The following is a 12,576-nucleotide window of genomic DNA, read 5'->3' on the forward strand; positions in this document are numbered from 1 at the left end:
GGCAGGCTTTTCAATGTCGTGCGGGTATGATCAGGCAGTCCACCGTGCTGTGCTGTCGCTTCGCGGAGCCGTGACCGCGATCGGTTGTCTTGCAGTTGTCATATCAGGCGCGGCGCGCGCCTCCGATGCCCCTGCCCCGGTGCCGGAAAAACTCGAACGCATCACCGCATTCTTTGACAACGAGGTTGCGACAGGAAAGATTCCGGGCGCGGTCATCCTGATCCAGCAGCACGGCAAGCCGGTCTACCTGAAGACCTTCGGCTATCGCGACGTCACGACCAAATCGCCGATGCGGCCGGACACGATGTTCGCGCTGCATTCGATGACCAAGCCGATCACCAACACCGCCGCGATGATGCTGGTCGACGAGGGCAAGCTGTCGCCGCAGGACCCGCTGTCGAAATACATTCCGGCTTTCGCCGACGTGAAGGTCGCCATCGAACCGGACGGCGGAAACGATCCGGCCAAGGTTGAGCTGGTGCCGCCGATCCGGCCGGTGACCATTGAAGATATCATGCGGCACACTTCGGGCATCACCTACGAATATATCGGCGCCGACTGGATCCAGAAGATCTACCGCGCAGGACATCTGTTCGACGGCAAATTCGACAACGAGGAATTCGTGGCGCGGCTGGCCAAGCTGCCGCTGTCGCGACAGCCCGGCACGCTGTGGCGCTACGGTCATTCCACCGACGTGCTCGGCCGGGTGATCGAGATAGTCTCGGGCAAGACGCTCTATCAGTTCGAGAAGGAGCGCCTGTTCGATCCCCTGGGGATGAAGGACACCTCATACGTGCTCGATGCCGAGACCGAAGGGACGCGGCTGGCGGAGCCGCTGCCCTCGGACACCATCCTGATCGAGGGCGAGAACGACCGGCGCGCGCATCCGGAGTGGGAATCCGGCGGCGGCGGTCTGGTGTCGACCATCCTCGACTATGCGCGCTTCGCGCAGATGCTGCTCAACGGCGGCGAGCTGGACGGCAAGCGCTATCTCAGCCCCGCAGCCTTCAAGACCATGACGACGGACCATATCGGGCCGGGCTCCGGTGTCGGCCGCGACTATTGGTACTTTCCCGGCGACGGCTTCGGCTATGGCTACGGCATCGCCGTGCGCACCGATCCCGGCATTGCCAAGCCACCACCGCCCGGCTCGATCGGCGAGTTGAAATGGGACAGCGGCAGCGGCACCTATTTCGGCGTCGATCCGAAGCTCGACATGATCTACATCATGCTCGAGCAGACCCAGAACGAGCGCCAGCGCATTACGCCCGCGTTCCGCAAGCTGGTCTACGACGCGTTCAGCCCGGATTGAGTTCCCACCGTCATTGCGAGCGCAGCGAAGCAATCCATCTCTCCGCATGGGGATAGATGGATTGTTTCGTCGCTTGCGCTCCTCGCAATGACGCGGAAACCTTCCCGCCTTACGACTTCCGCCGAACCGGTTCCTGCCTGCGCCGCGCTGCGGCCGCGATCAGGCTCGCGGTGCATTCGTCGCAGACGAACGAACACCCGTCCGTAAACAGGCCGATCCGTGCATTGAGGCCGATCGCATCGTCGTCGACGATCCCATCGATAATGCCACCGCAGCACACGCATTGATGGCGCAACGCCAATTCCCGTTCCATGACGCGCTCTCCAGCCGTCGCAGCTTCCTCTCCGCTGCTTCCCTCACGCTATATACTATCGTATATATCGTGACGACAAGGCAGGCGGGTGAACAATCCGGTCGGGAACCCTGCAGACAACAACCATCGACCGGAGACGATCGCCAAGAAAATCCTGCCTGGTCCAACCAGGTTCATTGAGGAAACGCGATCATGATAAAGAACAATGGCGACGCGGGACGTCCGCGCGCAACGGGAGAACTGCTCAAGATCCGCCGCGCATCGCTAGCGGCCATCATCCTTGCGCTCGGTGCGGCCGGCGCAGTGCGCGCCGAAACAGCTGCGGTCGGCGTTCCCGACAAGAGTTTTCCGGAGAGCGTGACCTCGACTTCCGACGGGACGCTCTACGTCGGCAGCTTCAACCATGGCGGCGTGACCAAGATCTCGGGCGGCAAGGCCGAGCAGCTGGTCAAGCCGGGCGCCGCCGACAGCCGCTCGACGCTGGGCGTGCTCGCCGACGAGAAGAGCGGCACGCTCTATGTCTGCTCCAACGACATCAGCGCTATGGGCGTGGCGGGGCCGAGCGACACCAAGGGCGCCTGGCTGAAAACCTTCGATCTCAAGAGCGGCGCGCCGAAGGGCAGCTTTGCCTTGAGCGATCCGAAATCGTTCTGCAACGACATCGTGGTCGGTGCCGACGGCACCGCCTATGTGAGCGATTCCTTTGCGCCGTTCGTCTACAGCCTGAAGGCGGGCGGCACCGCGCTGGCGACGTTCGCGACCGATCCGCAGCTCGCGCCCGCCAAGGACGGCGTCGGGCTCGACGGCATCGCGATCGGCGCCGACGGCAATCTTTATGTCACCACCTTCATTCCCGCAAAACTGTTCAAGATCGAGATGAAGGACGGCAAGGCCGGCGCCGTGACCGAGCTGAAGCCGTCGCGGCCGCTCGACCACGCCGACGCGTTGCGGGCGCATGGCGGCGGCTTCCTGCTGATCGAGGGCAACGGCAAGCTCGACAAGGTCACGGTGAAGGGCAGCGAGGCTACCATCGACACCATCAAGGATGGCCTCGCCGAGCCGGTCTCGGTGACGCAGGTCGGCGATGTCGGCTGGGTCGCCGAGGGCAAGCTGTCCTACGTGATCGGCGACAACAAGGGCAAGGACCCCGGCCCGTTCAAGCTGACGCCGGTGGCGTTGCCGAAATAGCGGCGGGCTGGGTTACGCTTCGCAGCAAACTCGGTGTATCTCCCCGGCTTGCGGGGTCGAGACGAGCGAAGCTCGCTGTTAGGTCGGGTCGCATCGATAGATGCGATCCGACTCCTCACGGCGTTCGTGCTTAAGGCCGCGCCGTACTGGATGCCTGTGCGGGGCGTGGCACCGGAGAGATGAGAGCCCGCGGCTCCTCCAACACGTCGTCCCTGCCTAGTGCGCAATTGCGCACGGGAGCAGGGACCCATACTCCGCGGCGGACCTTGTTGAAGGAATTCGTCGTTCCAGCATCGCCCAGCAATTGGCATTTGTGGTTATGGGTCCCTGCTCTCGCAGGAACGACCATGCCGGCACGATTTCTGAATAATGGAAAAGTACCACTGATTTGCCCGACGAGTCAAGTTGCCGTGTCCGCCGGCGGCCACCGGCTCCTTTGCATGGGGTTGTTTTCGATATTTTGGCAGTGCGCCCCTGCGTCTCGGCACCGATGCGGTCGCCCCGCCGTCACCACGTCATCTGCTAGATCACATAGAACCCGTGCGTGCCGTCGCGGCGCAGCTGCTCGACGAGGCCGTACTCCCAATCGAGATAGGCCTGCATCGCCTGCTCCGCGACGCCGGTGCCTTCATAGGGGCGCCGGTAGCGGTGCGCGGGATCGGGCCGCGGCACGATGCGCGGCGTGCCGACTTCGAGCCGGCCGTCATAGCCGCCCTCGAGCACATAGACCTCCCAGCCCATCTGCGCGAGCCAGGACGCCGTCATGTCGGCGCGGATGTTCTTGTTGTCGCTCAGCACGATGCGCGCGCCGCGCACGGGAGCGGCCATGTCGATTTCCTGCACCAGCTGGCCGCCGGCATAGTGGCGGAAGCCGCCAAGGTGACCGGCCGCGTATTCCTCGGCATCGCGCACGTCGAAGCGATACAGCGTACGGTGCGCGTCCTCGTCCAGCGCGGCGAGTTCATCGATCCCGATGTGACGGACGCCGGCGCGATAGGCGACGTCGCGCGCATTGTCGCCTGCGCCCTCGAACGCACCGATGCCGCCGCGCTTGCCGGCGCCGTGCTCGAGATCGTGCTTCGCCAGCGTCCAGCCGATCGTGCCGTTGCGCAACGCCCGCACCTTGTTGGGCAGTCCGGCATTGATCAGCGACTGCGTGCCGATGATCGAGCGGGTGCGGCCGGCGCAGTTGACGATGATGGTGGTGTCGGGATCCGGCGCCGCGCCGCCGGCGCGCAGCACCAGCTCGGCGCCGGGCACGCTGACCGAGCCCGGGATGTTCATGGTGGCATATTCGTCGAAGCGGCGGACATCGAGGATCGCGATGTTGGCCTTGTCCGAAATCAGCGCGGCGACCTCGTCGGCGCTCAGCGACGGCGTGTGCCTGCGCGACTCGACCAGCTCGCCGAACGCCTTGGCGTAGGAGTTGACGTCCTCGAACACCTCGTAACCGGCCGCCTTCCAGCCCCCCAAGCCGCCGGCGAGCGCGGCGACATTGCCATAGCCCAGCGCCGTCAACTGCTCCGCGGCGGCAGCGACCAGCCCCTCGCCATTGTCATAAAGGACGATCGGCACGTCCTTGCGCGGCAATCGCAGCTCGGCTTCCAGCGCGATCCGGCCGGCCGCCATGTTGGCGGCAAACAGCGGATGGCCGGTGACGAATTCCGCCTCATGCCTGACGTCGAGCAGCGCGATCTCCCGGCGCAGCAGCAGCGTTGCGCGGATGTCCTGGGGCGTGACGGAAGCAAGTGTCATGGAATGCTGGCCTGACAGAAGAAAACGGCAGGCTTGCTCTAGGCGGAAATCACGTCTCGTCAATAGCTTTAACCGGCCCGCAACCCCGATCTTCACGAGCGGGGGTCCGGGGAACGAAAGCCCGCCATCCCGCTTTGCTCAACCGGGATGCGCTTGCTACGTTCCCAATCGGCCCCGTTGGCGCCCGATCAGGCCTTCCGGACAAGAGAAGGTAGCGGGGCCAGCCTGAAGTTCTGGGAGGATGACCATGAGATCCGTCGGAAATGAACCCTTGTCGCGTCACGCCCTCGCCTTCGTGCTGGCCGGCGGACGCGGCAGCAGACTTCAGGAGCTCACCGACAAACGCGCCAAGCCCGCGGTCTATTTCGGCGGCAAGTCGCGCATCATCGATTTCGCGCTATCCAATGCGGTGAATTCAGGCATCCGCCGCATCGCGGTGGCGACCCAGTACAAGGCGCACAGCCTGATCCGGCATCTGCAAGGCGGCTGGAACTTCTTCCGGCCGGAGCGAAACGAGAGTTTCGACATCCTGCCCGCAAGCCAGCGCGTCTCCGAAACGATGTGGTATGTCGGCACGGCCGACGCGGTCTACCAGAACATCGACATCCTCGAAGCGCACGGCACCAAGTACATCCTGGTGCTCGCCGGCGACCACGTCTACAAGATGGATTATGAGATCATGCTGAAGCAGCATGTCGAAAGCGGCGCCGATGTCACGGTCGGCTGCCTTGAAATGCCGCGGGCTGAATCCAGCGCCTTCGGCATCATGCATATCGACGAGACCGGCCTGATCCAATCCTTCCTCGAGAAACCCGCCGATCCGCCGCCGATGCCCGGCAAGCCCGACAAGTCGCTGGCCAGCATGGGCATCTATGTCTTCAATTCGGAATTCCTGTTCGACGAGTTGCGCCGCGATGCCGTTGACCCGAACTCGGCCCACGATTTCGGCAAGGACATCATCCCCTATATCGTGAAGCACGGCCGGGCGATCGCGCATCAGTTCAACGATTCCTGCGTCCGCTCCGGCGACGATCCCCGCTCCTACTGGCGCGATGCCGGCACCGTCGATGCCTATTGGGGCGCCAATATCGATCTCACCGACGTGGTGCCCGAGCTCGACCTCTACGATCGATCATGGCCGATCTGGACCTATGCCGAGATCACCCCGCCCGCCAAGTTCGTGCATGACGAGGACGGACGACGCGGCCAGGCGGTGACCTCACTGGTCTCGGGTGCCTGCATCATCTCGGGCGCGTCGCTGCGCCGCTCCCTGCTGTTCACCGGCGTGCACGTCAATTCCTACGCCAATATCGAGAATGCGGTGATCATGCCCTATGTCAATGTCGGCCGCGGAGCACGGCTCCGAAACGTCGTGATCGATCGCGGGGTGAGGATTCCGGAAGGGCTCGTGGTCGGCGAGGATCCCGAATTCGACGGCAAGCGCTTCCGCACCACCGAGAACGGCATCACGCTGATCACGCAGTCGATGATCGACAGGCTGGGGACATGACGCCCATCCGCGTCCTCGCAGTCGCCTCTGAAGTCTACCCGATCGTCAAGACCGGCGGCCTCGCCGACGTGGTCGGCGCGCTGCCGGCGGCGCTGAAGCAGCACGGCGTCACGACGCGGACGCTGGTGCCCGGCTATCCCGACGTGCTCAAGGCGCTGGCTTCGGCGGAGACGCTGCTACACTGGCCGGAATTCTACGGCGGGCCGATCCGCGTGCTGGGCGGCACGCATGATGGCCTCGATCTGTTCGCGCTCGACGCGCCGCATCTCTATGCGCGGCCCGGCAATCCCTATGTCGGCCCGGACGGACGCGACTGGCCGGACAACGGCATCCGCTTTGCCGCGCTGTCGCGGATGGCGGCGGAGATCGGCCAGGGCGCGATCACCTCCTTCGTCCCCGACATCGTGCATGCGCATGACTGGCAGGCGGGCCTCGCACCCGCCCTCCTGCATTATGCCGGGCAACCGCGGCCCGGCACGGTGATGACCGTGCACAACCTCGCCTATCAGGGCCAGTTCTCGCCGGACATGCTTGCCGCGTTCGGCCTGCCGGGCGAATCCTACGCGCTCCATGGCGTCGAATATTACGGCACCATCAGCCTGTTGAAGGCCGGCTTGCAATTCGCCGACCGCATCACCACGGTGTCGCCGACCTATGCGCGGGAGATTCAAAGCGACGAGGGCGGCATGGGGCTCGGCGGCCTCTTGCGCGAACGCGCCGACGTGCTGAGCGGCATCCTCAACGGCATCGACATATCGGTGTGGAATCCGGCCACCGATCCCGACATCGCGGCGCGCTTCAGCGCAGAGCAGCCGGCGGAGCGCGCGGTGAACAAGGCAGCGCTGCAGCGGCGCTTCGGGCTCGATCCGGCGCCGGATGCGATGCTGCTCGGCGTCATCAGCCGGCTGTCATGGCAGAAGGGCCTCGACCTGCTGCTCGAGAACATTCCGACGCTGCTCGGCGAAGGCATTCAGCTTGCGCTGCTCGGCAGCGGCGATCGCGACCTGCAGGACCGCTACACCGCGCTGGCGCGCGACAATCCCGGACGGATCGCGGTCGTGATCGGCTACGACGAGGCGCTGGCGCATCTGATCCAGGCCGGCGCGGACGCGCTCGCGGTGCCGTCGCGCTTCGAGCCGTGCGGCCTCACCCAGCTGTGCGCGCTGCGCTACGGTGCGGTCCCTGTTGTCGCCAATGTCGGTGGCCTTGCCGACACTGTGCTCGACTTCGACGAAGTCGCGATCACCGGCGATGCGCCGACCGGCGTCAAGTTCGCACCCGCAACCTCGGATGCGCTTGCCCATGGCTTGCGCAAGGCAAACCTGCTGTTCAACGACAAGGTGACGTGGCGCCGGCTCCAGCAGGCCGGCATGGCCACCGATGTCTCCTGGCACAATCGCGCCGGCCGCTACGCCGCGCTCTATCGCGAGCTCGCGACGACGCGGCGCTAGAGCACGATCCCGGCAAGTGCCAAGCGGTTTTCCCGCGACAGAACGCGAAGCGTTTTGCGCCGCGATCAGTTCAGCAGATCGCAGGACGCGACGCGGTTGATGTCGGCGAGGCGCCGGTCGGGATTTCCCTTGAGATCAAGACTTGCGACGAGATCGAGCAACCGGCCATAGGCGCGGTCGGCGACCGCAACGGGCAGCGGCTCCTCGTCGAAGGTCTCGACGTAATTGCCTACGAGCCCGCTCAGCAGCCGGCAAACGCCGCGTTGCTCCGGGTCGTCCTTGCTCAGACTCTCGAGCTTTTGCTGGAAGGTCCTGAAGGTTCGCAACCCATGGGGCTGTTGCGAAAGCCAATTGTGCAAATCAGGATACAGATCGGTCATATCAGCCTCTTCAAAATGGAGAAGAAGCTACCGGCTTATACAGCCGATCATGGTTCCGCGCCATCGCGATTTTTGCATGCATCCCCTGCCCTGCCGCGCAGGCCGTGTCATTGGACCGGCACGTCCTGCGACTAGAGCCGCGCGAGGGCCGGCAAAATCCTGTAGCGCGCGATCTCGTGCGGATAGTCGCCGCGATTGGCGAGCAGCACGATGCCGAGTCTGCGCGCCGGCACCAGGCCGACATAGGCTGAGGCGTTATTGAGACCGCCCGGCTTGTCGATCACGGTGACGCCGTCCAGCCGCACATGCTCCCATGCCATCGCCTGGCCGAACTTTTCGTCGACGCGAAAACTCTCCCGCTCGGTCATCTGCAACGCCGCGCGCAATTCCGGATCGATCACCGCGCCGTCGAGGCAGGCGCCCAGCAATATGCCGAGATCGCGCGCCGATGAGAATATCTGGCCGGTGCCTGGAAAATCGTAATAGCGCTGCTGATTGCCCGGCGGACCGATCGCCGTGCCGTCGTGGGAGTAGCCCTGAACCACACGCTGCATCATCTCGGGCGCCATCCTCGCGCGGTTGTCCTCGCTGCGGTCCGGAACGAAGGTCGACGTCATTCCGAGCGGCTTGAGGATGCGGCTCCCGATCAACGTCGCGATCGGCATCTCATAGCGCCGCTCCAGCACCAGCTGCAGCAGGACATAGCCGGCATGGCTGTAGATGCGCTGCTTGCCCGGCTGCTCTCCTGCCGGCGGCGTCCATGCATTGAGCATCGCGATGAACTGATCACGGCTGAAGGTCCCGACCGGCCATGGCGGATGATCGGTCGGCAGCAGCAGCCCCGACGTATGATTGACGAGTTCGCCGATGGTGACGCGGCTGACGTAGTTGCCGTTGAGCTCGGGCAGATACTTGCTGACCGGATCGTCCAGCCGCAATTCGCCACGCTCCGTGCCGAGCGCGACCAGCGTCGCCTCGAACAGCTTGCGCAACGAGGCGAGGTTGAACAGCGTGTCCGGGGTGACCGGTCGCTTCGCTGAGTCATCAGCGAAACCGTAGTTGAAGAACGCGACCCGCCCGCCGGCATAGACCGCCGCGGCGAGGCCGCCCGGGTCGGCCGCAGTCGCGGTCGGCGCGAGTTCCGTCGTGACGATGTCCCTGATCTGCGCATCCATGTCGGAATCCGCGCGCGCCACCCCAAGCACGCTACCAGCGACCACGAACAGGACGGCCGCGATCCGAACGGTGAGCCATTGTCTCATGATGAACGAAATCGGGACGATGTTGCGATGCGACCTGCAGACTAGTCTGTTCACCATCGAGAGATGGCGACATCACGATCCTAGCGGTGGAACCCAAGCGTCCGAATTCACGATTGCGCGTCTTGCGCCGTTACCCGCCCGGCTGGGGACGGGGCGGCCCGATCGCTGTTCCGGTGGTCACTTCCGGATGCCGCGATCGCGACCGCCCTCCCACTCCAGCCACGGTGCGGGAACTGCAATCGAACTAAAAAATGCGGGACGTTTGAAAATGACGGGAGTGGGCTTCGACGAAAAGGCAAGATCGGCGCTTGCCGATCGGGCCAAGGATATTTCTGACTTCGTCACATTCCGCTCCCAACCGGGGACGTTTCTTCCTAGCAACAATTCGTCAATCGAAGGTTGCATAAGCCGATCGGATTCGATTTTCAAGACACGGTCGTCCGCGACGTTTTGTCCTGTTCCAGATGCCGGATGCGCGCGATGACTGTTTAACCATTGGTTAACCATCGATGCGCGGCGCGACACCTATTTGGCGCGCGAGCGGACGATCGACCGCGGCAACGACGCCAACAGCAGCACGAGGCAGACGCACAGAAGCACGATGTCCTTGAACAGGAACTCGCCGGCCAGGTTCCAGGCCATCGGATCGGTCGACAGGCTCCATTTGACCACCCCCGGCGTCGTGAAAAAGAACGACCACGTCACCGCGAAGGTGATGACGCCCATCAGCGCGCCGATCGCCGAGAGAAGCGGGCTGAACGCGCCGGCGACGAGCAGCGCCGCAATGCCGAACTCGGCCACCCCGAGCACATAGGCCTCGCCCCGGAGACCGAACACCGACAGCCACGAGATGAACGGGCTGTTGCTGATGAACTGCGCGATGCCTTGCGCCGACTGCAGCGTGAATTTCTGCATGCCGAACGACACGAAGATCACGACCATGACCCAGCGCAGGATCGCGAGCGCTCGATAAGACCCCTCGCCCTGTTCGGCGATGTTGAACGACAGATTCATGCGGTTGTTTCTTCCCTCGCTGCGATGTCATCATCAGCCGCTGATGCGGCGTTCGTGGCAGAACTACGCAGCGCGCCGCGCGTTCGTTACGCGGGACAGCGTCTCGGCCTTCACGATGATGTGCAGATGAGATGAGGAATAATCGCTGCGAGAGATGTCTTCGGCGCGAGGTCGCGAAGCGCGCCGCGATGGCCTCACGCGCGCTGGCGCAGCGCACGCGCGGCGTCCTTTGCCGGCACCGGCATGGTGAAGCCGTACAGGAACAGGTCCACCACCATGTCGGCGAACTCCCCTGGATCGATCCCGCCCTTCGGATCGTACCATGTGTGGCTGAAGTTCAGGATGCCGAACAGCATCATGCTGTAGATCTTCTTGGTCCGCTTGACGATCTTGCCTTCCTTGTCGAGCTTGACCAGCAGATCCGAGACCGTGTCGACCAGCTGGCGCTCCAGCGCCTTGATCGCATCCTGCTCGGTCTCGCCGAGGAACGAGAGGTCGTTGAGGATCACGCGCTGCTCATCGCTCGAACGCGCATTCAGCGCGACGATGGCCTGGATCGCGGCGCGGAACTGCTCCAGCGTCGTCGCCTTTGCGGCCATCGCGGCCTCGACGTCGGTGATCATCTCGCGGATGTGGGCGTCGAGGATCGCGAACAGGATCGCTTCCTTGGAATCGAAATAATGGTACAGCGCGCCGCGCGACAGCTTGCAGGCATCCGCAAGGTCGGCGATCGAGGCACGCATGTAGCCCTGCCGCGCGAACAGGCCGCAGGCAGTGGTGAGAATGTTCCGCTGAATCTCGTCGTAATTCTCTGAGCGCGTCCGCGCCATTGCCGTCTCTCTCGTGCACCATCGGCGCCGCCGGAATCGGGCGACTGCCTCTCTCTATACTACCGCCGCCCCACGCTCTCCTCCCCTTTGCGGGCACCATCCACCAGACTCTTCCATCGCCCGTGCGACGAGCGACCTGCGTCAAAAAATAATTTGAACGACCGGTCGGATTATATTAGGCTGCCTTCCATCAAGCAAGCGGATTGCGCATGCCGGGACCAACCCGGCGGCATCGCGGGAGGTTGCGCGTGGATTCTCAGAGGATCGATGCTGTCGTGATCGGAGCCGGCGCCGGCGGGCTGTGTGCCGCGGCGCGTCTCGCCCATGGCGGGCTGCATACGCTCGTCGTCGACGACAAGGACCGGCTCGGCGGGCGCGCCTCGACCGAGGAGATCGATGGCTTCAAGGTCAATATCGGCGCGATCGCGATCGAGTTCGGTGGCGTGTTCGAGGAAACCTTCAACACCATCGGCGCCCCGCTCGACATCCGCGCGCCGGAGCCGGCGAGTTCGTTCTTCATCGACGGCAAGGTGATCGATGTCGGCCGCGGCGGCTGGTCGCTGCTGCTCGGGCAGCTCACAAAACAGGCCTCACGCATCCTGGAGAAATTCGCCGACGCCCGCTCCGGCAATCTGCCCGACGGGCGGCAATCGACCGAGGACTGGCTGAAGGGCTACACCAGCAACGCCACCGTGCACGCGCTGTTCCGCAATCTCTGCGCGGCAATCTTCGCCTGCAACGCCGCCGAGCTGCCGGCCCGCGCCTTCCTCACCTATTTCACCAGCAAGGGCGCCTTCAAGAAATTCGGCTTCTGCCCGCAGGGCACGATCGGCGTCTGGAACAGCCTGGGCAGCGCGATCAGGCGCAACGGCGACATCTGGCTCGAAACGCCGGCGACGACGATCCACACCGCAAACGGCAAGGTCGAAGGTGTCACCGTGCTCAGGAATGGCGAGCGGGTGCGGATCGACACCGATCTCGTGATCAGCAATGCCGGGCCGAAGGCCACCGTCGCGCTTGCCGGCAGCGAGGCGTTCCCGGCGGATTATATCGCCAGGGTGAAGAACGACCTCCGCCCGGCCGCCAACATCGTCATCAATGTCGCGAGCCGCGAGCCGCTGATCAATCATCCCGGCATCGTCACCTTCGGCAAGACGCGCCGGCTCTGCAACATGGCCAACCTCTCTGCCACCTGTCCGGAATTGGCGCCGCCCGGCTGGCACCTCTATGTCGCCTATGCCGTGCCGGTGCCGGCGCTCGGTGACTTTGACTCCGATGCAGAAGTCCGGCTCGCGCTCGAGGATCTGCGCGAGCAGTTCGCGAATTTCGACCAGGCAAAAATCCTGTCGATCCGGGTGATGCGCGACGACTGGCCGGCACAACGGAGTTGCGCCGGCTACGATCTGCCGCGCGAGACCGGTATCGGTGGCCTGTGGTGCGTCGGCGATGCGGTGAAGCAATATGGCAATGGCGGCACGCAGGCCTGCGCCGAGACCGCCAAGCTCGTCACCGATGCGATCCTTGCCGCGCGCCCGCGCTTATCGGCAGGCCGGGTCTGAGC

The 12,576-nt window shown here is 64.3% G+C and carries 11 protein-coding genes; 5 read left to right on the forward strand and 6 right to left on the reverse strand.

Annotation, left to right across the window (positions count from 1 at the left end; all coding sequences use genetic code 11):
• Nucleotides 1-13 precede the first annotated feature (13 nt).
• Entirely contained in the window at nt 14-1,312 is a 1,299-nt protein-coding gene (locus tag J2R78_RS04825) for a serine hydrolase domain-containing protein (protein ID WP_256558506.1), read from the forward strand.
• A 109-nt stretch (nt 1,313-1,421) separates the two neighbouring features.
• Here the strand turns inward: J2R78_RS04825 and J2R78_RS04830 are convergent, their stop codons facing one another.
• Nucleotides 1,422-1,625: a hypothetical protein gene (locus J2R78_RS04830; protein ID WP_253603222.1), complete on the reverse strand. Its 204-nt coding sequence runs from the start codon at nt 1,623-1,625 to the stop codon at nt 1,422-1,424.
• Between the two features lie 192 nt (nt 1,626-1,817).
• Between J2R78_RS04830 and J2R78_RS04835 the strand changes: the two genes are divergently transcribed.
• Nucleotides 1,818-2,813 (forward strand): hypothetical protein, encoded by a 996-nt coding sequence (locus J2R78_RS04835; RefSeq protein ID WP_253603224.1) that lies wholly within the window; start codon nt 1,818-1,820, stop codon nt 2,811-2,813.
• Nucleotides 2,814-3,335: 522 nt separating this feature from the next.
• On the opposite strand, the gene J2R78_RS04840 is transcribed toward J2R78_RS04835, so the two are convergent.
• On the reverse strand, nt 3,336-4,568 hold the full coding sequence (locus J2R78_RS04840; RefSeq protein WP_253603226.1) for a rhodanese-like domain-containing protein: 1,233 nt from the start codon (nt 4,566-4,568) through the stop codon (nt 3,336-3,338).
• Nucleotides 4,569-4,815: 247 nt separating this feature from the next.
• On the opposite strand from J2R78_RS04840, the gene glgC reads away from it, so the two are divergent.
• Nucleotides 4,816-6,078: a glucose-1-phosphate adenylyltransferase gene (glgC, locus tag J2R78_RS04845; RefSeq protein ID WP_092083855.1), complete on the forward strand. Its 1,263-nt coding sequence runs from the start codon at nt 4,816-4,818 to the stop codon at nt 6,076-6,078.
• Nucleotides 6,075-7,529, forward strand: coding sequence for a glycogen synthase GlgA (gene glgA / locus J2R78_RS04850; protein ID WP_253603228.1), 1,455 nt, complete (start codon nt 6,075-6,077; stop codon nt 7,527-7,529). The genes glgC and glgA overlap by 4 nt, the downstream gene beginning before the upstream one ends.
• Before the next feature lie 65 nt (nt 7,530-7,594).
• Here glgA and J2R78_RS04855 read toward each other — a convergent pair whose 3' ends face one another.
• The 4 genes from J2R78_RS04855 to J2R78_RS04870 form a co-directional block, all read right to left on the reverse strand.
• Nucleotides 7,595-7,909 (reverse strand): hypothetical protein, encoded by a 315-nt coding sequence (locus tag J2R78_RS04855; RefSeq protein ID WP_253603230.1) that lies wholly within the window; start codon nt 7,907-7,909, stop codon nt 7,595-7,597.
• 131 nt (nt 7,910-8,040) lie between these two features.
• Nucleotides 8,041-9,171 (reverse strand): serine hydrolase, encoded by a 1,131-nt coding sequence (locus J2R78_RS04860; protein WP_253603231.1) that lies wholly within the window; start codon nt 9,169-9,171, stop codon nt 8,041-8,043.
• A 525-nt stretch (nt 9,172-9,696) separates the two neighbouring features.
• The gene (locus J2R78_RS04865) at nt 9,697-10,185 is read right to left on the reverse strand and encodes a DUF417 family protein (protein WP_253603233.1); all 489 of its coding nucleotides are present in this window, start codon (nt 10,183-10,185) and stop codon (nt 9,697-9,699) included.
• A gap of 194 nt (nt 10,186-10,379) precedes the next feature.
• Nucleotides 10,380-11,015 (reverse strand): TetR/AcrR family transcriptional regulator, encoded by a 636-nt coding sequence (locus J2R78_RS04870; protein ID WP_253603235.1) that lies wholly within the window; start codon nt 11,013-11,015, stop codon nt 10,380-10,382.
• A gap of 248 nt (nt 11,016-11,263) precedes the next feature.
• Between J2R78_RS04870 and J2R78_RS04875 the strand changes: the two genes are divergently transcribed.
• Nucleotides 11,264-12,574 (forward strand): NAD(P)/FAD-dependent oxidoreductase, encoded by a 1,311-nt coding sequence (locus J2R78_RS04875; RefSeq protein WP_253603237.1) that lies wholly within the window; start codon nt 11,264-11,266, stop codon nt 12,572-12,574.
• The last annotated feature ends 2 nt before the right edge of the window (nt 12,575-12,576 follow it).

Source organism: Bradyrhizobium sp. USDA 4538, from assembly GCF_024171045.1.
Lineage (GTDB): Bacteria > Pseudomonadota > Alphaproteobacteria > Rhizobiales > Xanthobacteraceae > Bradyrhizobium > Bradyrhizobium australafricanum.